Source organism: Pseudomonas sp. BO3-4 (assembly GCF_034044115.1).
Classification (GTDB): Bacteria; Pseudomonadota; Gammaproteobacteria; order Pseudomonadales; family Pseudomonadaceae; genus Aquipseudomonas; species Aquipseudomonas alloputida.
Genome location: NZ_CP139018.1, coordinates 4,854,110 through 4,873,680 on the forward strand (window position 1 = coordinate 4,854,110; position 19,571 = coordinate 4,873,680).

Annotated in this window: 23 protein-coding genes and 1 pseudogene; 12 read left to right on the top strand and 12 right to left on the bottom strand. The window is 62.2% G+C overall.

Going from position 1 to position 19,571, the window contains the following annotated elements:
- The first annotated feature begins 68 nt into the window (after window positions 1-68).
- The 4 genes from REH59_RS22280 to REH59_RS22295 all read left to right on the top strand — a co-directional run bounded on the left by REH59_RS22280 (window position 69) and on the right by REH59_RS22295 (window position 4,758).
- Window positions 69-2,822, top strand: a complete 2,754-nt coding sequence (locus REH59_RS22280; protein ID WP_014861009.1) for a response regulator — start codon at window positions 69-71, stop codon at window positions 2,820-2,822.
- A 76-nt stretch (window positions 2,823-2,898) separates the two neighbouring features.
- On the top strand, window positions 2,899-3,888 hold the full coding sequence (locus tag REH59_RS22285) for a 2-hydroxyacid dehydrogenase (RefSeq protein WP_108078894.1): 990 nt from the start codon (window positions 2,899-2,901) through the stop codon (window positions 3,886-3,888).
- Between the two features lie 31 nt (window positions 3,889-3,919).
- Window positions 3,920-4,357 (top strand): hypothetical protein, encoded by a 438-nt coding sequence (locus REH59_RS22290; protein WP_004575339.1) that lies wholly within the window; start codon window positions 3,920-3,922, stop codon window positions 4,355-4,357.
- Window positions 4,354-4,758 (top strand): META domain-containing protein, encoded by a 405-nt coding sequence (locus tag REH59_RS22295; RefSeq protein WP_003252405.1) that lies wholly within the window; start codon window positions 4,354-4,356, stop codon window positions 4,756-4,758. Before REH59_RS22290 ends, REH59_RS22295 begins: the two co-directional genes overlap by 4 nt.
- Before the next feature lie 117 nt (window positions 4,759-4,875).
- On the opposite strand, the gene REH59_RS22300 is transcribed toward REH59_RS22295, so the two are convergent.
- Window positions 4,876-5,340, bottom strand: a complete 465-nt coding sequence (locus REH59_RS22300; protein WP_003252403.1) for a peroxiredoxin family protein — start codon at window positions 5,338-5,340, stop codon at window positions 4,876-4,878.
- A gap of 85 nt (window positions 5,341-5,425) precedes the next feature.
- On the opposite strand from REH59_RS22300, the gene arsC reads away from it, so the two are divergent.
- Genes arsC through REH59_RS22315 form a run of 3 tightly spaced genes read left to right on the top strand, consistent with a single transcriptional unit; the run spans window position 5,426 to window position 6,787 of the window.
- Window positions 5,426-5,779: an arsenate reductase (glutaredoxin) gene (gene arsC, locus REH59_RS22305; RefSeq protein WP_004575340.1), complete on the top strand. Its 354-nt coding sequence runs from the start codon at window positions 5,426-5,428 to the stop codon at window positions 5,777-5,779.
- A complete protein-coding gene (gene wrbA, locus REH59_RS22310) occupies window positions 5,776-6,381 on the top strand; it encodes an NAD(P)H:quinone oxidoreductase (RefSeq protein WP_003252400.1) in 606 nt (201 codons plus the stop codon). The genes arsC and wrbA overlap by 4 nt, the downstream gene beginning before the upstream one ends.
- Window positions 6,374-6,787, top strand: coding sequence for a DUF2069 domain-containing protein (locus REH59_RS22315; RefSeq protein WP_010952704.1), 414 nt, complete (start codon window positions 6,374-6,376; stop codon window positions 6,785-6,787). Before wrbA ends, REH59_RS22315 begins: the two co-directional genes overlap by 8 nt.
- 103 nt (window positions 6,788-6,890) lie before the next feature.
- Here the strand turns inward: REH59_RS22315 and REH59_RS22320 are convergent, their stop codons facing one another.
- Window positions 6,891-7,562: a DNA-3-methyladenine glycosylase I gene (locus REH59_RS22320; RefSeq protein WP_014861660.1), complete on the bottom strand. Its 672-nt coding sequence runs from the start codon at window positions 7,560-7,562 to the stop codon at window positions 6,891-6,893.
- A gap of 4 nt (window positions 7,563-7,566) precedes the next feature.
- Entirely contained in the window at window positions 7,567-8,391 is an 825-nt protein-coding gene (gene ttcA / locus REH59_RS22325) for a tRNA 2-thiocytidine(32) synthetase TtcA (RefSeq protein WP_012053468.1), read from the bottom strand.
- Window positions 8,392-8,654: 263 nt separating this feature from the next.
- Between ttcA and REH59_RS22330 the strand changes: the two genes are divergently transcribed.
- Together REH59_RS22330 and REH59_RS22335 are read left to right on the top strand one after the other, a co-directional pair.
- Window positions 8,655-9,254, top strand: coding sequence for a Yip1 family protein (locus REH59_RS22330; RefSeq protein ID WP_003252385.1), 600 nt, complete (start codon window positions 8,655-8,657; stop codon window positions 9,252-9,254).
- A 131-nt stretch (window positions 9,255-9,385) separates the two neighbouring features.
- Window positions 9,386-9,880 carry a SprT family zinc-dependent metalloprotease gene (locus tag REH59_RS22335; RefSeq protein WP_014861659.1) on the top strand — a complete coding sequence of 165 codons (495 nt, stop codon included), beginning with the start codon at window positions 9,386-9,388 and terminating at the stop codon, window positions 9,878-9,880.
- A gap of 186 nt (window positions 9,881-10,066) precedes the next feature.
- Here the strand turns inward: REH59_RS22335 and fpr are convergent, their stop codons facing one another.
- Entirely contained in the window at window positions 10,067-10,846 is a 780-nt protein-coding gene (gene fpr / locus REH59_RS22340) for a ferredoxin-NADP reductase (RefSeq protein WP_003252381.1), read from the bottom strand.
- A 117-nt stretch (window positions 10,847-10,963) separates the two neighbouring features.
- Between fpr and finR the strand changes: the two genes are divergently transcribed.
- Window positions 10,964-11,890 carry a LysR family transcriptional regulator FinR gene (gene finR, locus REH59_RS22345; protein ID WP_004574844.1) on the top strand — a complete coding sequence of 309 codons (927 nt, stop codon included), beginning with the start codon at window positions 10,964-10,966 and terminating at the stop codon, window positions 11,888-11,890.
- On the opposite strand, the gene REH59_RS22350 is transcribed toward finR, so the two are convergent.
- The 3 genes from REH59_RS22350 to REH59_RS22360 all read right to left on the bottom strand — a co-directional run bounded on the left by REH59_RS22350 (window position 11,887) and on the right by REH59_RS22360 (window position 13,866).
- Entirely contained in the window at window positions 11,887-12,252 is a 366-nt protein-coding gene (locus tag REH59_RS22350; protein ID WP_003252377.1) for a diacylglycerol kinase, read from the bottom strand. The two genes, finR and REH59_RS22350, sit on opposite strands and share 4 nt — an antisense overlap.
- 73 nt (window positions 12,253-12,325) lie before the next feature.
- Window positions 12,326-12,976: a response regulator transcription factor ErdR gene (erdR, locus tag REH59_RS22355; protein WP_003252375.1), complete on the bottom strand. Its 651-nt coding sequence runs from the start codon at window positions 12,974-12,976 to the stop codon at window positions 12,326-12,328.
- Between the two features lie 179 nt (window positions 12,977-13,155).
- Entirely contained in the window at window positions 13,156-13,866 is a 711-nt protein-coding gene (locus REH59_RS22360; RefSeq protein ID WP_003252373.1) for a tRNA-uridine aminocarboxypropyltransferase, read from the bottom strand.
- A gap of 216 nt (window positions 13,867-14,082) precedes the next feature.
- Here REH59_RS22360 and REH59_RS22365 point away from each other — a divergent pair, with 216 nt between their 5' ends.
- Window positions 14,083-14,502 (top strand): quorum-sensing-regulated virulence factor family protein, encoded by a 420-nt coding sequence (locus REH59_RS22365; RefSeq protein ID WP_003252372.1) that lies wholly within the window; start codon window positions 14,083-14,085, stop codon window positions 14,500-14,502.
- 14 nt (window positions 14,503-14,516) lie between these two features.
- On the opposite strand, the gene REH59_RS22370 is transcribed toward REH59_RS22365, so the two are convergent.
- A complete protein-coding gene (locus tag REH59_RS22370) occupies window positions 14,517-14,726 on the bottom strand; it encodes a hypothetical protein (protein WP_003252370.1) in 210 nt (69 codons plus the stop codon).
- A gap of 160 nt (window positions 14,727-14,886) precedes the next feature.
- Here REH59_RS22370 and REH59_RS22375 point away from each other — a divergent pair, with 160 nt between their 5' ends.
- A complete protein-coding gene (locus REH59_RS22375) occupies window positions 14,887-16,005 on the top strand; it encodes an LOG family protein (protein ID WP_003252368.1) in 1,119 nt (372 codons plus the stop codon).
- A gap of 270 nt (window positions 16,006-16,275) precedes the next feature.
- On the opposite strand, the gene recX is transcribed toward REH59_RS22375, so the two are convergent.
- From recX to REH59_RS22395, 4 genes and pseudogenes are all read right to left on the bottom strand, one after another.
- Window positions 16,276-16,746 carry a recombination regulator RecX gene (gene recX, locus REH59_RS22380; protein WP_003252366.1) on the bottom strand — a complete coding sequence of 157 codons (471 nt, stop codon included), beginning with the start codon at window positions 16,744-16,746 and terminating at the stop codon, window positions 16,276-16,278.
- A gap of 21 nt (window positions 16,747-16,767) precedes the next feature.
- Complete coding sequence (gene recA, locus REH59_RS22385) at window positions 16,768-17,835, bottom strand: recombinase RecA (protein ID WP_003252365.1); 1,068 nt, start codon at window positions 17,833-17,835, stop codon at window positions 16,768-16,770.
- Window positions 17,836-17,938: 103 nt separating this feature from the next.
- The gene (locus REH59_RS22390; protein ID WP_003252362.1) at window positions 17,939-18,421 is read right to left on the bottom strand and encodes a CinA family protein; all 483 of its coding nucleotides are present in this window, start codon (window positions 18,419-18,421) and stop codon (window positions 17,939-17,941) included.
- Between the two features lie 56 nt (window positions 18,422-18,477).
- Window positions 18,478-19,544, bottom strand: a pseudogene (locus REH59_RS22395) (hypothetical protein).
- Window positions 19,545-19,571 lie beyond the last annotated feature (27 nt).

Sequence of the window (19,571 nt, forward strand, 5' to 3'; positions counted from 1 at the left end):
AGGCGGAGTAACTTCGCGGCTTGGCCGTTACCACTTGACGGCATCCAGGCACATCAGAGGAGGCGAGTGTGCTCGATCGCTTGGGAATCCGCAGCCGGGTACTGCTGCTGGCACTGCTACCGGCCGGCTTGATGGCCCTGGTGCTGGGTAGCTATTTCACCTGGCTGCAACAGAACGACCTGCGCACCCAGCTGCTGCAGCGCGGCAAGATGATCGCCGAACAACTGGCGCCCCTGGCCGCACCGGCCATTGCCCGGCTCGCGCCTGCGCAACTGGAGCGAATTGCCGCACAAACCCTGGAGCAGGCCGATGTGCGCGCAGTGGCGTTTCTGGCCCCGGACCGCACGCGCCTGGCCCACGCCGGCCCGAGCATGCTCAACCTGCCGCCCAGCGGCGGTACCGGCACCCAACTCCTGCAGCGCAGTGGCAACGACGCCACCCGCTACCTGATGCCCGTGTTCGGCCACCACCGCGACCTGGCCACCGACGCCGTGCCGGCCGAAGCCGAGCGCCTGCTGGGCTGGGTAGAGATCGAGCTGTCGCACGACGGCACGCTGCTGCGCGGCTACCGCAACCTGTTCACCAGCCTGTTGCTGATCCTCGCCTGCCTGGCACTCAGCGGCCTGTTGGCGCTGCGCATGAGCCGCACCATCAACGACCCCATCGAACGCATCAAGCACGCGGTCAATCAGCTCAAGGACGGCCACCTCGAAGAACGCCTGCCGACCATGGGCAGCCATGAGCTGGACGAACTGGCCCACGGCATCAACCGCATGGCCGAAACCCTGCAAAACGCCCACGAAGAACTGCAACACAGCATCGACCAGGCCACCGAAGACGTGCGCCAGAACCTGGAAACCATCGAAATCCAGAACATCGAGCTGGACATGGCGCGCAAAGAGGCCCTTGAGGCCAGCCGCATCAAGTCGGAGTTCCTGGCCAACATGAGCCACGAAATCCGCACCCCGCTCAATGGCATCCTCGGCTTTACCCACCTGCTGCAAAAAAGCGAGATGACACCGCGCCAGCTCGACTACCTGAACACCATCGAGAAGTCTGCAGACAACCTGCTGGGAATCATCAACGAGATCCTCGATTTCTCCAAGATCGAAGCCGGCAAGCTGGTGCTCGACAGCATACCGTTCAACCTGCGGGACCTGATCCAGGACACCCTGACCATCCTCGCTCCGGCCGCCCACGCCAAGCAGCTGGAGTTGCTGAGCCTGATCTACCGCGACACGCCTGCTTCGCTGGTGGGCGACCCGTTGCGGCTCAAGCAGATCCTCACCAACCTGGTCAGCAACGCCATCAAGTTCACCCGCGAAGGCACCATCGTCGTGCGCGCCATGCTGGAAGACGAGCACGAAGACTGCGCGCAGTTGCGCATCAGCGTGCAGGACACCGGCATCGGCCTGTCACCCCAGGATGTGCGCACACTGTTCCAGGCCTTCAGCCAGGCTGACAACTCACTGGCTCGCCAGCCCGGTGGCACCGGTCTGGGGCTGGTGATTTCCAAGCGCCTGATCGAACAGATGGGCGGCGAGATCGGTGTCGACAGTACCCCGGGCGAAGGTTCGCAGTTCTGGATCAGCCTCAACCTGCCCAAGGCTCATGACGATGCCGAAGCGCTGCCACCGCAGCCATTGCTGGGCCGCCGTGCCGCCATTGTCGATGGCCACGAACTGGCGCGCCAGGCACTGGAGCACCAGCTGGAAGACTGCGGCCTCAGCGTGAGCCTGTTCGCCTCCTACGACCAGTTGCTGCAGGGGGTGCAGGCCGCCAGCCAGGCCGGCCTGCCCTTCGAGTTCGCGGTGCTCGGGGCCAACCTGGGTAACCTGTCGCCCGAGCAACTGGGCCATTATCATCAGCAGCTCGAGCGTTACCACTGCCAATGCGTGGTGCTGTGCCCGACCACCGAGCAGGCGCTGTACCACCCGTACCTGCCCAACGGCCATGGCCAGTTGCTGTCCAAGCCGACCTGCACCCGCAAGCTGCGGCGCCTCTTGCTGGAGCTGGTACAACCTCGCCGTCCACTGGCCGAGGGGAGCAACGCCAACGGCCAGCGACGCCCGAAAATACTCTGCGTCGACGACAATGCCGCCAACCTGCTGCTGGTAAAAACCCTGCTCGAAGACTTGGGTGCCGAGGTACTGGCCGTCAACAATGGTTATGCGGCGGTACAGGCCGTGCAGGAGGAGTTGTTCGACCTGGTGCTGATGGATGTGCAGATGCCCGGCATGGACGGCCGCGCCTGTACCGAACAGATCCGCCTGTGGGAAAACACCCAGAGCGGCAACCCGCTGCCGATCGTCGCCCTCACTGCCCATGCCATGGCCAATGAAAAGCGCGCGTTATTGCACAGCGGCATGGACGACTACCTGACCAAACCCATCAGCGAACGGCAACTGGCCCAGGTGGTGATGAAGTGGACCGGCCTGAGCCTGGGCACACCGCAGCAGGCGCAGGCCGAGCTACTGACCAATGGCGACGAACTGAAGGTACTCGACCCCGAAGAGGGCCTGCGCCTGGCCGCTGGCAAGGCAGATCTGGCCGCTGACATGCTGAGCATGCTGCTGGCCTCCCTGGATACGGACCGCGAAGCCATACGCGCCGCCCGCGAAGCCGATGACCGCAATGGCCTGATCGAGCAAGTACACCGTCTGAACGGGGCCTCACGCTATTGTGGCGTACCGCAGTTACGGGCAGCGTGCCAACGCAGCGAGACCTTGCTGAAGCAGGACAATCCGCAGGCGCAGCAGGCCCTGGATGAACTGGACAGCGCGATCAGCCGGCTGTCGGCACAGGCCAGATTGAGCGCTTGAGTGGCTCTGGGCCACGCTGGGTATGCCTTGACAGGCAGCGACCCAACCAAGACATGCATTGCAAAGGAGTTCCACCATGCGCGCCCTGTTGTTCAGCAGCCAGCACTACGATCAGGAAAGCTTCACCAAGGCTGTCAGCGGCACCACCCTGGAGCTGCATTTCCAGTCCGCCCGCCTGACCCTCGACACCGCCGCCCTGGCAGAGGGCTTTGAGGTGGTCTGCGCCTTCATCAATGACGAACTCGACGCGCCGGTGCTGCAGCGCCTGGCCGCTGCGGGCACGCGGTTGATCGCCCTGCGCTCGGCCGGCTACAACCACGTCGACCTGGCCGCCGCCCAGCGCTTGGGCCTGGCCGTGGTGCGGGTGCCGGCCTACTCGCCACACGCCGTTGCCGAGCACGCCGTGGCGCTCATCCTGGCACTCAACCGGCGCCTGCATCGGGCCTACAACCGCACCCGCGAAGGTGACTTCACCCTGCACGGGCTGACCGGCTTCGACCTGCACGGCAAAACCGTCGGGGTGGTCGGTACCGGCCAGATCGGGGCCGCCTTCGCTCGCATCATGGCCGGTTTCGGCTGCCAGCTGCTGGCGTACGACCCCTACCCCAACCCGGAGCTGCTGGCCCTTGGCGCCCGCTACATGCCCCTGCCCGAGCTGTTGCGCGAAGCCCGCATCATCAGCCTGCACTGCCCGCTGACCGAGCACACTCGCCACCTGGTCAACGCGCAAAGCCTGGCCCAGTTGCAGCCCGGCGCCATGCTGATCAACACCGGTCGCGGTGCGCTGGTCGACACCCCGGCGCTGATCGACGCACTGAAAAGCGGCCAGCTTGGCTACCTGGGCCTGGACGTCTACGAGGAAGAAGCCCAACTGTTCTTCGAGGACCGCTCCGACCTGCCCTTGCAAGACGATGTGCTGGCTCGGCTGCTGACCTTCCCCAACGTGATCATCACCGCTCACCAGGCTTTCCTCACCCGCGAGGCGCTGGATGCCATTGCCGCGACCACACTGGACAACATCAACCGCTGGGCGGCAGGCAATCCACAGAACCTGGTGATGGGTTAATGCTAGGATACGCGGCATTTCTGGAGGACCCATGGTCGAACACGATTTTCGCTACACCCTTTTCAACCCGCAACACACCCTGATCGAGTGCCGCGCTTTGGTGCCGGGCCGCTACCAGGTCACGGGCAACGGCGGTTCGATGCAAAAAGGCGACAGCCTGCTGGTCACGCTCAAGGGCAGCAAGGATTTGTCCATGCGCCTGACCGTGGAAAGCGTGCGCCACCTGATCAACCCACGCGGCCAGTGGGTTGCCGTGGCGAGTGGCCCGGTATTCAACGAGCTGGAAATCCTCACCTGGCAGGTCGAGTGCGATCGCTGCGATGCGGTGCTGAGCTTCGAGTTCGCAGTAGACGCCAAGCTCGGCAAGGCAGCTCGTCAACCGGCTGCCAGCGCCCGTATCGCAGCGCTGGGCTGGGCCAGCCGTGGCGAAAAACACCTGTGCCCGCGTTGCCAGGAGAGCGCCGAGTGAAGAATCTGCTGACCGGCGTGCTGATTGCAACCGGCCTGCTCGGCTGCGCCACGGAACCTTCCCGGCTGCAGCAGGAACGCAGCTACGTGCTGGAGTGGATTGGCGAACGACCACTGATCGACTACAGCCACCTGACCTTGACCCTGGCCAGCGACGGCCGTGCCTATGGCAACGGCGGCTGCAACCACTGGTTTGCGCCTTACACGCTCGATGGCGAGCACCTGAGCTTCGGCAAGGTCGGCAAGACCCGCAAGCTGTGCGCACCCGCGCTGATGGAACAGGAAAAACGCTTCCTGCAGGCGCTGGAAACGGTAGAGCGTTGGGATGTGTCACCGGTGGAGCAGATGCGCTTCTGGCCGGCCGAAGGCAAGCCGCTGCGCTTCTGGCCTGAAGAAGGCTGAGGATTGCCTGGGCCGCTTTGCGGCCCTTCGCGGGCGCGCCCGCTCCCACAGTTTGTCGCGTCCCCCCTGTGGGAGCGGGCCTGCCCGCGAAGGGCCGCGAAAGCGGCCCCGAATGCATCAGGCGCCTTTCAGGGCCTTGATCTTGGCCTGCAACCCTTCAAGGGTCTGCTCGCCCATCAACTGCTCACGCACCTTGCCCTTGTCGTCGATGATGTAGGTCACCGGCAAGGCCTCGCTACGCGGCAGGTCATAGCGCTCGGCCGGGTCCTGGGCGAGCACGGTGAAACCGATACCCAGGGTTTCGGCAGCCTGCTTCAGGTCCTGCCCCTGCAAACCGTCGAAGTTCACCCCCACCACCTTGATGCCCTCAGCCGCCCATTGCTTGGCCGCCGCATTCAGTTCCGGGATTTCGGTACGGCACGGTCCGCACCATTCAGCCCAGTAGTTGAGCACCAGCCAGTGCCCTTCGATCTGTTCGGCCTTAACCGTATTACCGTGTTGGTCCACGCCGTAATCGGCACCGCAACCACCGAGCAACAGGCTCGCGGTGATGGCCAGTACTGCTGCCAGACGCCTTGCCATGGGTCAATCCTTCTCGAGTTTTAAAGCAAATTGGTCAGTCGCTGCGGTTAGAATAGCCGCCACACCCAGCTGGATGCGACCCGACATGACTGATCTCACGCTCTATCATAACCCGCGCTGCTCGAAATCCCGCGGCGCCCTGGAACTGCTCGAAGCCCGCGGCTTGGCCCCGACCATCGTGCGCTACCTGGAAACTCCGCCCGACGCGGTCACCCTCAAGGCCCTGCTCGGCAAGCTGGGCATCGCCCCGCGTCAATTGCTGCGCAGCGGCGAGGACGAATACAAAACGCTGAACCTGGCCGACCCGGCACTGACCGACGCGCAACTGATCGAGGCCATGGCCCAGCACCCCAAACTGATCGAGCGGCCGATCCTGGTTGCCGGTGACAAGGCCGTGGTCGGTCGCCCGCCGGAAAAGGTGCTGGAGATCCTGCCGTGAGCGCGCCCTATATCCTGGTGCTGTATTACAGCCGCCATGGCGCGACCAGCGAAATGGCCCGGCACATCGCCCGCGGTATCGAGCTGGCCGGCATGGAGGCACGCCTGCGTACGGTGCCAGCGATTTCCACCGAATGCGAAGCGGTGGCCCCGGATATTCCGGCCAGTGGCGCGCTGTACGCCACCCTTGACGACCTGCGCCACTGCGCTGGCCTGGTACTGGGCAGCCCGACCCGGTTCGGCAACATGGCAGCGCCACTCAAGTACTTCCTCGATGGCACCAGCAGCCTTTGGCTAGGCGGTGAGCTGGTCGGCAAACCGGCTGGCGTGTTCACCTCCACCGCCAGCCTGCACGGCGGCCAGGAAACCACCCTGCTGTCGATGATGCTGCCGCTGATGCACCACGGCATGCTGGTGATGGGCCTGCCCTACAGCGAGTCGGCACTGCTCGAGACCCGTGGCGGCGGCACGCCTTATGGCGCCAGCCACCACGCAGGCGCCGATGGCAAGCGCGAACTCGACCCGCACGAAATCGCCCTGTGCCGTGCCCTGGGCCAACGCCTGGCGACCACGGCCAAGGCCCTGGAGGCGGCGCGTGGCTAGAAAGCCCAAGGCATTGCCGCCGGTCCAATGGCTGGTACCCCGCCTGCGCCTGACGCGGGCATTGAGCCTGGCATGCTTCTTCGGCCTGATCGCCCTGCTGGTGGTGAACAACCTGTGGTTCGCCAACCTGCATGGGGCCCGGGTCGAGGTGATCCTGGCGATCGAACTGGTGCCGTTGCTGTTGCTGTTGCCCGGCATGCTGAAAGGCAGCGCCCGGGCGCATGCCTGGACCTGCTTCGTGGTGAATATCTATTTCATCAAGGGCGTGCTGGCAGCGTTCGACCCGGCGCGGGCGGTATTCGGCTGGCTTGAAGTGCTGGTGAGCCTGGGGCTGTTCATTGCCGGGCTACTGTACGTGCGCTGGAAGTTCCAGCATGAACGGCGCATGGCAGGCGAAGGCAGTTAGATTTTTCGCGGGCACGCCCGCTCCCACAGGTACTGCACAGGCCTTAAGTGCGGTGCGATTCCTGTGGGAGCGGGCGTGCCCGCGAATGGGAGCAACACAAGACTCAATGGTTGACGGTATGCGCCAGCATCACCGACAACTGGCACAGCGGCCGCCCGCTCTCTGCATGCCACTGGTTGAACGCCTGCTGCACCAGAGCCAGGTCGCGCTGGCTGGTCGGCTGCTTGTCGATCACCTTCTGCGCAATCAATGCCGCTGCCATGTCATCGGTCGGAATGAACGTGTCCTTGCCGACCATGCGCAAGAACCGTGGCGCCGACAACCCGCCCAACTGGTTGCCGTGCTTGGCCAGGTACTTCCACAAGCCGACAATGTCGGTCACTGGCCAATCGGCGATGAATGCACCAAAACTGCCATGCGCCTTGGCGATATCCAGCACCATTTGCGCATTGCGCGGCACGCTCTTGAGCTTGCCCAGGTGGCGGATAATGCGCTCATCCTGCATCAACCGCTCCAGATGCTCGGCGCCCATCAGCACCACTTTCTCCGGGTCGAAGCCGAAGAACACCTGCTCGAACGCCGGCCACTTGGCATCCACCAGGCTGTGCTTGAGCCCCGCGCGGAACACGCGCAGGGCCAGTGTCGACAGGTAGCGGTCGTCACTGATGTCGCGCAGTTGCGCCGGCGTGCGCGGCTGCGGCAGGAAAGCCTCCAGCGCCTGGGCCGAACCAAAGCGGTTCAGGCAGTACTCAAGCAACCACGGGTAATCACGCATGGGCTCAGATGTTCAGCACGTCGAGGAAGCGCGGGGTAGCGTTTTCGTCGATCTTCAGGCTGGTGAAGTCAAACAGGTTCCGGTCGGCCAGCTGCGACGGTGCCACGTTCTGCAAGGCACGGAAGATGCTCTCGGTACGGCCCGGGTGCTTGCGTTCCCACTCCACCAGCATGTCCTTGACCACCTGGCGCTGCAGGTTTTCCTGCGAGCCGCACAGGTTGCACGGGATGATCGGGAATGCCTTCATGTCCGAGTAGGCCTGGATGTCCTTCTCGCTGCAGTAGGCCAGCGGGCGGATCACCACGTTGCGGCCATCGTCGGCGCGCAGCTTTGGCGGCATGCCCTTGAGCGCGCCGTTGAAGAACATGTTGAGGAAGAAGGTTTCGACGATGTCGTCGCGGTGGTGCCCCAGCGCCATCTTGGTAGCGCCGATTTCGTCGGCAAAGGTGTACAGGGTACCGCGGCGCAGACGCGAACACAGCGAGCAGGTGGTCTTGCCTTCGGGTACCAGTTCCTTTACCACCGAGTAGGTATCCTTCTCGACGATGTGGTACTCGACCCCCAGTTCCTTGAGGTAAGCCGGCAATACGTGCTCAGGGAAGCCCGGCTGTTTCTGGTCCATGTTCACCGCAACGATCTCGAACGTGATCGGTGCCACCTTCTGCAGGTGCAACAGAACGTCGAGCATGGTGTAGCTGTCCTTGCCGCCGGACAGGCAGACCATGACCTTGTCGCCATCCTCGATCATGTTGTAGTCGGTGATGGCTTCGCCAGCGAGACGACGCAGGCGTTTTTGCAGTTTGTTCTGGTTGACCGAGAGGGTGCCCATAGCGCTTGGATCCGCGAGGTGTGACAAAAGCCGGCTATTTTACGCACAAACGCGACGCCGCTGTAGGCATTCCGATAAAGACTTCAATGTAATCAACAGCACGGCTTACAGCGCAATTTGCTCTAAAAAGCGCGGTTTATGTGGGTAACGGCTTCCTATACTGCGACATAAGGCCACATTACCGCTTGCATCGGTGTTAGGGCCTCGGGCCGCTTGCGCTCCATATTGGGGGGCGTTTGGCAACATTGAGAGGAGTGATCGGCATGATTCATCACGTTGTGGGGCTGTTTACCCATCCCGATCAGGAATGGCGGGAGATTCGTGGCGAAGAAGAAACCATCAGCCACATGTACCTGACACACACCCTGATCCTCGCGGCGATTCCTGCCGTTTCGGCGTTTATTGGCACTACCCAGGTGGGCTGGGTGATCGGTGACCGGCCAGCAGTGATGCTGACCATGGAAAGCGCAATCTGGATGAGCATCATGTCCTACCTGGCCATGCTCGCCGGGGTGGCGGTAATGGGCGCATTCATCCACTGGATGGCCCGCACCTACGATGCCAACCCGTCCATGGCGCAATGCATCGCTTTTGCCACCTACACCGCCACCCCCTTGTTCATCGGCGGCCTGGCGGCGCTTTACCCACACCTGTGGCTGGGCATGCTGATCGGCACTGCCGCCATCTGCTACACGGTGTACCTGCTGTATGTCGGCTTGCCGACGTTCATGAACATACCGTCGGATGAAGGCTTCCTGTTCTCCAGCTCGGTGCTGGCAGTGGGCTTGGTGGTACTGGTGGCAATCATGGCCGCTACCGTGATTATCTGGGGACTGGGCGTGGGGCCCGTCTACACCAACTAGAACAGACCGAACCAACACTGGGGCATCAACCAGGGGCCGCCGCAAGGCGGCCTCTGGCTGTGCGCTGACCGGTGACTCGGCAAGCCACCTGCGCTTGCGGCATAATGCCTGGTCAGGAGAACCGCCCCGCCATGCCCGAGCAGCTCAAACAACGCGTCGAAACCTGTTACCAGCAAGCCGAAGCCTTTTTCAAACGCCGCTTCCCGCGCCCCGAAGTCAGCTTCAAACTGCGCGGGCAAAAAGCCGGCGTCGCCCACCTGCACGAGAATCTGCTGCGCTTCAACCTGCAGCTCTACCGAGAAAACCAGGAAGACTTCCTGCGCCAGACCGTGGCCCATGAAGTGGCACACCTGGTTGCCCACCAGCTGTTTGGCGACCGCATCCAGGCCCATGGTGAAGAGTGGCAGTTGATCATGCGCGGGGTGTATGAACTGCCGCCCAATCGTTGCCACAACTATGACGTGCAACGGCGCGCAGTGACCCGCTACATCTACCGCTGCCCGTGCCCGCAAAGCGACTTCCCGTTTACCGCGCAGCGGCACAAGCTGGTGCACCAAGGGCGGCGATACCTGTGCAAGCGGTGCCGGGAAGTCCTGGTGTACAGCGGCGAGACGCGGATCGAATAGATCGGGGGTCGCTTGCACCGGCCCTTTCGCGGGCAAGCCCGCTCCTACGGGGTTTGTGCAATTCCCGGGACGTGCGCTGCACCCGTAGGAGCGGGTTTACCCGCGAAAGGGCCGGAACAGGCAATGCACGCATCCCAGGCATAAGAAAGGCGACCCGAGAGTCGCCTTCCTGTACCCGCCTGCGCCTTACTTCTCGACGAAGGCACGCTCGATCAGGTAGTCACCCGGCTCGCGCATGCGCGGGGAGATCTTCAGGCCGAAGCTGTCCAGCACTTCGCTGGTCTCGTCGAGCATGCTCGGGCTGCCACAGATCATCGCGCGGTCGTCTTGCGGGTTGATCGGCGGCAGGCCGATGTCACTGAACAGCTTGCCGCTGCGCATCAGGTCGGTCAGACGGCCCTGGTTTTCGAACGGCTCGCGGGTCACGGTCGGGTAGTAGATCAGCTTGTCGCGAACCGACTCACCGAAGAACTCGTTCTGCGGCAGGTGCTCGGTGATGAACTCGCGGTAGGCCACTTCGTTCACGTAGCGCACGCCGTGCACCAGGATCACTTTTTCAAAGCGCTCGTAGGTTTCCGGGTCCTGGATGACGCTCATGAACGGCGCCAGGCCAGTACCGGTGCTCAGCAGGTACAGGTGCTTGCCAGGATTCAGGTCGTCGAGCACCAGGGTGCCGGTAGGCTTCTTGCTGATGATGATCTCATCGCCTTCCTTCAGGTGCTGCAGCTGCGAGGTCAGCGGGCCGTCCGGCACCTTGATGCTGAAGAATTCAAGGTGCTCTTCCCAGTTTGGCGAAGCGATGGAGTAGGCACGCATGAGCGGACGGCCGTTGTCCTGCTGCAGGCCGATCATCACGAACTGACCGTTCTCGAAGCGCAGGCCCGGGTCGCGGGTGCACTTGAAGCTGAACAGGGTGTCGTTCCAGTGGTGCACACTGAGGACACGTTCGTGGTTCATGTTGCTCATCGATGGGGCTCCTGAAGAAAAACGCGCGCGCAAAGCGCACAGTTGCGCAATAGTTTAGGGGCAGCGACAATATCTGTTAACTGGATTATCAAGATATGTGTTATCGGTTATATCGATATGCGATTCACACTCCGTCAAATGCAAGTCTTCGTCGCCGTCGCCCAGCACCAAAGCGTCTCTCGGGCCGCCAGCCTGTTGGCGCTGTCGCAGTCGGCCGCCAGTACCTCTATCACGGAACTGGAGCGGCAATCGAGCTGCCAGCTGTTCGACCGTGCCGGCAAACGCCTGGCCCTCAATGCCCTGGGCCATCAATTGCTGCCACAAGCAGTAGCCCTGCTTGACCAGGCCAAGGAAATCGAAGACCTGCTCAACGGCAAATCCGGTTTCGGCTCACTGGCGGTCGGCGCCACCCTCACCATCGGCAACTACCTGGCCACCCTGCTGATCGGCAACTACATGCAGACACACCCGGAAAGCCAGGTAAAACTGCATGTTCAAAATACTGCGCATATCGTGCAACAGGTCGCGCACTACGAAATTGATCTGGGTCTAATCGAAGGTGACTGCAATCACCCCGACCTGGAAGTTCAGCCGTGGGTCGAGGACGAACTGGTGGTGTTCTGTGCGCCACAGCACCCACTGGCGAAACTGGGCCGCGCCGATATCGAAAGCCTTTCGCAAGAGGCGTGGATCCTGCGCGAACAAGGCTCAGGCACGCGCCTGACCTTCGACCAGGCCATGCGCCATCACCGCGCCAACCTTAATATTCGCCTGGAGCTGGAGCACACCGAAGCGATCAAGCGCGCGGTGGAGTCGGGCCTGGGCATCGGTTGCATTTCACGTCTGGCCCTGCGCGACGCCTTCCGCCGTGGCAGCCTGGTACCTGTGGAAACACCAGAGCTGGACCTGCTGCGCCAGTTCTACTTCATCTGGCACAAACAGAAGTACCAGACCTCGGCCATGCGTGAGTTTCTGGAGCTATGCCGCAGCTTCACTGCGGGCTTTACCCGCAGTGACGAGATCGTGCTGCCGCCGATCGCTTAAAGCAGGATCACTCCCCACACCAGCGCCACCATGGTCAGTGCCACCAACTGTGCGGCGCTGCCCATGTCCTTGGCATTTTTCGACAGCGGGTGGCGCTCCAGCGAAATGCGATCGATGGCCGCCTCCACCGCCGAGTTGAACAGCTCGACGATCAGCCCCAACAGGCAAACGGCGATCATGATTGCCCGCTCGGCGCGGCTGACCGGCAGCCAGAAGGCGATCGGGATCAGCACCACGTTGAGCAGCACCAGCTGGCGGAATGCGGCTTCGCCCTTGAAGGCGGCACGCAGACCGTCCAGCGAGTAACCAGCGGCGTTGAAGATGCGTTTGAGGCCGGTCTGGCCCTTGAATGGCGATGTCATGTGAGTCACTTCACAGCAGAAAGGCCAGCAGACTAGACCGGCTCGGGTCAAAAAAGCGTGAAGCCATGCGCAGTCAGTTGCTGGCAACCGATTCAAGTTGTTGCAGCAGCAATGCAGCCTGGGTCCGGGTACGCACGCCCAGCTTGCGGAAGATCGCGGTCACGTGGGCCTTGATGGTCGCTTCCGACACGCTCAGCTCATAGGCGATCTGCTTGTTCAGCAAGCCTTCGCAGACCATGGTCAGTACGCGGAACTGCTGTGGCGTGAGGCTGGCCAAGCCTTCGCTGGCGGCCTTGGCCTCGGCCGAAACATCGACCTTTTCGAACGCCTGCGGCGGCCACCAGACCTCACCATCAAGCACCTTGCGCACCGCATCCTGGATCACTTCCAGGGTGCTGGACTTGGGAATGAAACCACTGGCGCCAAACTCGCGGGACTTGACCACCACGGCGGCCTCTTCCTGTGCCGAAACCATCACCACGGGGATCTGCGGGTACTGCCCGCGGAGCAGCACCAGACCGGAAAAACCGTAGGCACCCGGCATGTTCAAGTCCAGCAGCACCAGGTCCCAGTCGGCTTTTTCGCTCAGGCGGGTTTCCAGTTCGGCAATGCTCGCGACTTCGACCAGACGCACATCGGGGCCAAGCCCGAGGGTAACGGCCTGGCGCAGGGCGCCACGGAACAGTGGGTGGTCATCGGCAATCAGGATTTCGTATGTGGCCATCGATCTAAGGATCCTGTTCTGTGCCAGGCACTCGAGTGGAAGGGAAGCGCCCGGCGGGGAATCGGCGCCAAGGATGCCGAGCACGGTCAAGGGAGATCAAGCCAATCGCCCTGCCGTCTCGCCCACCCTGGCTGCCAGCTCCGTCATTATGAACCAAAGCAGGGGTTGTGCCCCTTGGACTATAGGAAGGTATGCAAACGCTGGTGGGTGTCGTCCTGCTCGTCAAGCGGCAGCCGCCGCTTGCCGCTCAGGTAATGCAGGCTGAACACATCCAGATAGGCATCCAGCGCCTGCGAAGCCTGGCCATCGCCAGCAAGGTCCAGGCACATCGCCGCAACTTCTGCCGTACAGAAATGATCATCGCGCTTGGAGCGCCGCAGGCGGTAGCGCGACATCTGCTCGGCTTGCAGGCTCAATACCGGGAAGCGGTCCAGGTACGGGCTTTTGCGGAACATCTTGCGCGCTTCGGTCCAGGTGGCATCCAGCAGGATGAACAGTGGACGCTTGCCCGGCTCGCGCACCACCTCGCTGACCACCCGCTCCTGGGCAACGAACTCGCCCGGAAAAACGATATAGGGCTGCCAGCGCGGGTCATCGAGCAAGGCCAGCAGGCGCTCGTCAACCGCGGTGCGCAACCAGCCGAAGGCCCAGGTGTCTTCAATCAGGTCGGCAATCAACCAGCCGGTGTTGGTGGGTTTCAGCGGCTCGGTGTCGTGCATCAGCAGGCACACACCTGCGTCAGCCTGCACCCTAGGCTTCCAGGCACACAGGCAATGGGTGGCGATGACCCGGCAATCCGGGCAACGCTCGGCACGCGAGCCACGGGCGATGAAAGGCTTGTTGCTGCGGGCCAGGCGTTCGGCGCGCAGACGCGCTACCGCATGGCTCATGCCGGCAGGCCTCTGGACAGATTGAAAATGGGCACAAGGATGACTCGGAGAAAACAAGGCGGCCAGTCTACCAGAACAGGTGGCAATTGCTGTGCAGCCGGCAATGCGCTCCTTATAATCGGGTTTCTACCGTGCCGGTCCTCGCCACGCGTAATTTTACGGAACGCCGTTGACCCGCGCATGTCAAAGCGCCAGTCATCGAACCAGGAGAGATTCATGCTGCGCCTTATCGCCCCCGCCCTGAGCCTGCTGCTCGCCCTGCCTCTGGCAGCCCAGGCGGCATCCAAGCAGGATTACGACCTGAACACCCTGCTGCAGAAGGTCGCCAAAGAGAGCAGCGTCGGCACCCCACGCGCAATCAACGAGGACATCCTCGATCAGGGTTACACCGTTGAAGGCAAGGCGCTGGTCAACCACCTGAGCGTACGCCAGAGCCACGCAGCACGCATGCAGGCCAACCCTGAGCAGGTGCGCAGCCAGCTCGGCGACAGCGTGTGCCGCAACAACGGCTTCCGCAACCTGATGTCCAAGGGCGCCGTCATGGTCTACCGCTTTACGGTCTACAAGACCAACCAGCCAGTCATGGATCAGGCCTTCGACAACGCCAGCTGCGTGGCCGGCAACAAGAAGAAGTAAGCACAGCGTTAACGCTACACCTTCTCGTCCTCATGAGCGCGCCAGCGCCCTTCAACGGCATCGGCGCGCATCTCCGCCAACAGCGCCTGCAAGTATCGCGACCGACACTCCAGCCCCGACAGCCTGCGGCGGCACTCGGCTTCAAGGCTCAGGTGATGCACCTGGGCCGCGTTCTCCAGCTGCTGGTAGAGCTGCCAGTCCACTTCGATGACCAAGCGATGCATACCGCCACCTCCTGCATCGACACGTTTCACTCTACCAGTTAACCAAACCCGTGCTGCCGATGGCCGCAGGCCGACAGGCGGCTGCGCCGAACACCTCGGCACGATCGGGCGCAAGGGTCTAGATTGAGGTCAGAGGTATTGGTGCAGAAGGAGACGTCGCATGCCTTACCATTCGAATGAACTGCTGTTCAGCCATTTCCGCGACAACAATATCGACCTGAGCAATATCGAAGCACAACTGCAACTGGTTGCCCCCAACAGCCCTAACCTGCCGCTCTACCGCGACATGATGCTGACCATCCTGCGCATGGCCCATGACGACAGCGACCGCTGGAGCGCCAAGATCACCCTGCAGGCCCTGCGCGAACTGGACCAGTCGTTCCGCACCCTGCAGCGTTACAAGGGCCGACGCAAAGTGACCGTGTTCGGCTCGGCACGCACCCCGCTCGAGCATCCGATGTACGCGCTGGCCCGCGAGCTAGGTGCCACTCTGGCGCGCTCCGACCTGATGGTTATCACCGGCGCCGGCGGCGGCATCATGGCGGCCGCCCACGAAGGCGCCGGCAGCGAGCACAGCCTGGGTTTCAACATCACCTTACCCTTCGAACAACATGCCAACCCGACGGTGAACGGTACCGACAAACTACTGCCGTTCCACTTTTTCTTCATCCGCAAGCTGTTCTTCGTCAAGGAGGCCGATGGCCTGGTGCTGTGCCCTGGCGGCTTCGGCACCCTGGATGAAGCGCTGGAAGTGCTGACCCTGATCCAGACCGGCAAAAGCCCACTGGTGCCGGTGGTGCTGCTGGACTCACCGGGCGGCAGCTTCTGGCGTGACTGCCTGGACTTCATCAGCCGCCAGTTGGAAGAAAACCGCTACATCCTGCCCAGCGACCTGAAGCTGGTGCGCCTGGTACACAGCGCTGACGAAGCGGTTGAGGAAATCAACCAGTTCTACAGCAACTACCACTCCAGCCGCTGGCTGAAGAGCCAGTTCGTGATCCGCATGCACCATGCGCTCAGCGAAGCGGCGTTGTATGACATTCAGGAAGGGTTTGCCGATTTGCGCCTGAGTGGCAAATATCACCAGCAAGCGGATAGCAGCGCCGAGCACGAAGTTGGCAATTACAGCCACCTGACCCGCCTGTCATTCGCCTTCAACGGCCGGGATCAGGGCCGCTTGCGTGAGCTGGTGGATTTCATCAACCTGCCGGAAAACTGGGCCAAGCCACAACCCATGCATACCACGCAGAGGGCCAGGCAGGCGCTGAAAGTGAGTTGATGCTTTTCTGTATCAGCTCGCGTGATACCTGCAGGAGCATCCTTAGGCTGTTTGCTCCTGCACCTGATCGGTTGTTGGGCGCAGACCGTCGTAGGAGCGGGTTTACCCGCGAAAGGGCCTGACCTGCTGCCCAATATCCCTGGCCATTCAGCGTCGCAGCCGCCAACGTATTCGCGGGTGAACCCGCGCCTACAATGGAATGGAGACAGCCTGGGGCATTTGGCAAAACAGATTATCCGCGACGTGCACGTGCCACTGTGGTTTCGAGCGTCAATAATCGTCGAGATCACGCCCGCTGAGCAGACGGCCGATCATGTCCATGGGGAACCCACGGTAAGCCAGGAACCGGGTCTGCTGGGCGCGGCTGCGCGGATCTTGCGGGCGCTGCCCGGCAAACTTGCGCTGCCACACATCTCGCATACGCTCGCCCCAATTCACCTCGCTTTCACGCAGGGCCTGGTCGATATCTGCACGCGCCAAACCACGCTGACACAGCTCTTCGCGAATACGCGCAGGGCCATAGCCAGAGCCGGAACGATAACGAATGAAACTCTCGAGGTAGCGGGCTTCACTAAGCAGCCCTTCTTCGGCGAGCCGATCAAGTTCAGGCTCGATCAACTCGTCCGAAGCGCCGCGCTGACGCAACTTGCGCGTCAGCTCGACTCGACCGTGCTCACGTCGTGCAAGCAGGTCCATGGCTGTCCGCCGGATGGCGACGGGGGTGTCGAGTACGGCAGACATATTTGGCTATCTACTGCGCAATCAATAACCGGCGTCAGCGTCGGCCATGTCATCGGCATCAGCTTCGGCAGCCGCAGCTTTGCCGGCTTCAGCAGCAGCACCCGCTTTCAGCAACTTCTCACGAATCTGCTTCTCGATCTCGGCACCAATAGCCGGGTTCTCAGCCAGGTACTTGGCAGCGTTGGCTTTGCCTTGACCGATCTTGTTGCCCTGGTAGGCGTACCAGGCACCGGACTTCTCGACCAAGCCCTGAGATACCCCCAGATCAATGATCTCGCCGTTACGGTAGATACCTTTCCCGTAAAGAATCTGGAACTCAGCCTGACGGAACGGAGGCGAGACCTTGTTCTTGACGATCTTGACGCGGGTTTCGCTGCCGACCACTTCGTCGCCTTCCTTGACCGCGCCGGTACGGCGGATGTCCAGACGGACCGAAGCGTAGAACTTCAGGGCGTTACCACCGGTAGTGGTTTCCGGGCTGCCGAACATCACACCGATCTTCATACGGATCTGGTTGATGAAGATGACCAGGCAGTTCGCGTTCTTGATGTTACCGGTGATCTTACGCAGTGCCTGGGACATCAAGCGGGCCTGCAGGCCCACATGCATGTCACCCATCTCGCCTTCGATCTCAGCCTTCGGTACCAGCGCGGCAACGGAGTCGACAATGATCACGTCGACCGCGTTGGAACGCACCAACATGTCGGTGATTTCAAGGGCCTGCTCACCGGTGTCCGGCTGCGAAACCAGCAGGTCATCGACGTTGACGCCCAGCTTGCCGGCGTACTCAGGGTCAAGGGCATGTTCAGCGTCGACGAAGGCGCAGGTAGCACCGTTCTTCTGCGCTTCAGCGATGACAGACAGGGTCAGCGTGGTCTTACCCGACGATTCCGGGCCGTAGATCTCGACGATACGGCCTTTTGGCAGACCGCCGATGCCCAGGGCGATATCCAGGCCCAGCGAGCCGGTGGAGATGGCCGGAATGCCTTGACGCTCATGGTCACCCATGCGCATGACCGCGCCTTTACCGAATTGGCGTTCGATCTGACCCAGGGCCGCAGCCAAGGCGCGCTTCTTGTTGTCGTCCATTGAAATCCTCACGTGTTCGACTTGGCCCTGACGGCCGGAATACCTGTATAAGTAGCCAGTATTATTCCACAGGCAGACGCCCGCGCAAACCCCTGTCGTCGATTTACTCGGCACCAAGCTGTAACAAGCCGTCTAACGCGGCGATCACCGTCTGTCGGCGCACCGCCTCGCGGTCACCGTCGAACTGGCGGCGCTCACTGAACACCCGGCTACCGTCGCCCCAGGCCAGCCACACAGTGCCCACTGGTTTGGCTGGCGAGCCGCCGTCCGGCCCGGCCACACCACTCACCGCCACGGCAAACCGTGCGCCACTGGCAGCCTGAGCCCCACGGACCATGGCTTCGACCACTTCCTGGCTGACTGCCCCCACCTGACCGAACAACGCTTCAGGTACCCCCAACTGGCGGGTTTTCTGGGCATTGGAATAGGTGACGTAACCGGCTTCGAACCAGGCCGAGCTGCCAGGTATGCGGGTGATGGCTTCGGCAATACCACCACCGGTGCATGATTCGGCGGTAGTCACCTGCGCATTGAATCGGCGCAGGTGCTCACCCAGGCGGGTGGCGAGCGTGGTGATCGGGTCCATGTAGGGTGCTCCTCGAGGGCGGCTCTCTACCCTATCACCCTGCTTCGGGCTCTGGCTCAGGAAACTTTCAGGCTGGCCCGGGCGATTTCGCTGAACGCCAGTTCGTCACGCTGCCCCAGCCGCGGCAGCCCGTCAGGCCACTCCCGGCTCCAGTCGAAGCCGCCCAGCGTGCGCATGTCCTCGATTGCCGAACGCCACCAGACCACCTTGCACGCGCGCTGGTAGTCATCAGCATTCATCACACTGCCGTAGAGCAACTTGCGGCCGATGCCACGCAGCTCCCGGGGTACATGCCTGAGGCTCCATTTCACCGAGAGCCGAGTCAGCCACGAGGGCACCGGGCGATGCGCCGGCACCTTCAGGGCCAGACCTGGCATCTTCGAATGAAAATGCTCGCCATGCCGGGCAAAGAAGATTTCTAGAATGGCATGCACGTACTGCTTCATCGCAAAGTAATGGCTGATCACGCCGCGCGCATGTTGATCGGCGCGCTATGCAATTCGAAGGAAAAGGCGATCTGCTCGATCGTATGCAAGTCACGGGCATACGGCGTCCAGTCGTCAATCCGGACGATGGCGCGCTCGGCGATGCCAACGTTGTCGCGGGTAAAGCCCATGACACCGCTGTTACACAGCCGCAAGTCATCGGCCGGTGCTTCGCCCGACTCCGCAAGCCCCTCGACGAAGCTGCGGTAATAGCTGCTGCGCGAGGCCTCGGCCCAGCTCATTTCCACCTCGTCGACCAAGAATTGCCCGGTATCGACCTGGCTGAACAGCTTTTGCGGCGACTGCAGAAATACCGTATCGGTATCGATGAACACGGTCTTGTCCGCCCACTGCCCGGCCTGGGCAATGGCGCAGGCCTTGCGCCGATGGGTGTAGCCGCCGTCGCCGGCCCAATCCTGCAAGGTCTGCTCGTCCAGTGCGATCACTTCCACCGGCCAGCCGGCAAAAGCCTGTGGCTGGTCGGTAAGCACGCGGATCACCGGCAGCTCAGCCGGCTTGCAACGAGCCAGGGCGGTGAGGATGCTGAGTTTTGCCTCCAGCTGATAGATCCGGCGCTCGCCATAAAGGAGGTAGATCAGCTGTTGCGTTATATAAGGGACAGGGCTGGACACATTCATCGTGCAGGTCACGGCTAGGGGCATTCG

Coding starts and splice junctions, on each gene's coding strand:
- REH59_RS22285 (WP_108078894.1), top strand. CDS start 2,899: ATGCGCGCCCTGTTGTTCAGCAGCCAGCACTACGATCAGGAAAGCTTC.
- REH59_RS22290 (WP_004575339.1), top strand. CDS start 3,920: ATGGTCGAACACGATTTTCGCTACACCCTTTTCAACCCGCAACACACC.
- REH59_RS22300 (WP_003252403.1), bottom strand. CDS start 5,340: ATGGCAAGGCGTCTGGCAGCAGTACTGGCCATCACCGCGAGCCTGTTG.
- arsC (WP_004575340.1), top strand. CDS start 5,426: ATGACTGATCTCACGCTCTATCATAACCCGCGCTGCTCGAAATCCCGC.
- REH59_RS22320 (WP_014861660.1), bottom strand. CDS start 7,562: ATGCGTGATTACCCGTGGTTGCTTGAGTACTGCCTGAACCGCTTTGGT.
- ttcA (WP_012053468.1), bottom strand. CDS start 8,391: ATGGGCACCCTCTCGGTCAACCAGAACAAACTGCAAAAACGCCTGCGT.
- REH59_RS22330 (WP_003252385.1), top strand. CDS start 8,655: ATGATTCATCACGTTGTGGGGCTGTTTACCCATCCCGATCAGGAATGG.
- REH59_RS22335 (WP_014861659.1), top strand. CDS start 9,386: ATGCCCGAGCAGCTCAAACAACGCGTCGAAACCTGTTACCAGCAAGCC.
- fpr (WP_003252381.1), bottom strand. CDS start 10,846: ATGAGCAACATGAACCACGAACGTGTCCTCAGTGTGCACCACTGGAAC.
- finR (WP_004574844.1), top strand. CDS start 10,964: ATGCGATTCACACTCCGTCAAATGCAAGTCTTCGTCGCCGTCGCCCAG.
- REH59_RS22350 (WP_003252377.1), bottom strand. CDS start 12,252: ATGACATCGCCATTCAAGGGCCAGACCGGCCTCAAACGCATCTTCAAC.
- erdR (WP_003252375.1), bottom strand. CDS start 12,976: ATGGCCACATACGAAATCCTGATTGCCGATGACCACCCACTGTTCCGT.
- REH59_RS22360 (WP_003252373.1), bottom strand. CDS start 13,866: ATGAGCCATGCGGTAGCGCGTCTGCGCGCCGAACGCCTGGCCCGCAGC.
- REH59_RS22365 (WP_003252372.1), top strand. CDS start 14,083: ATGCTGCGCCTTATCGCCCCCGCCCTGAGCCTGCTGCTCGCCCTGCCT.
- REH59_RS22370 (WP_003252370.1), bottom strand. CDS start 14,726: ATGCATCGCTTGGTCATCGAAGTGGACTGGCAGCTCTACCAGCAGCTG.
- REH59_RS22375 (WP_003252368.1), top strand. CDS start 14,887: ATGCCTTACCATTCGAATGAACTGCTGTTCAGCCATTTCCGCGACAAC.
- recX (WP_003252366.1), bottom strand. CDS start 16,746: ATGTCTGCCGTACTCGACACCCCCGTCGCCATCCGGCGGACAGCCATG.
- recA (WP_003252365.1), bottom strand. CDS start 17,835: ATGGACGACAACAAGAAGCGCGCCTTGGCTGCGGCCCTGGGTCAGATC.
- REH59_RS22390 (WP_003252362.1), bottom strand. CDS start 18,421: ATGGACCCGATCACCACGCTCGCCACCCGCCTGGGTGAGCACCTGCGC.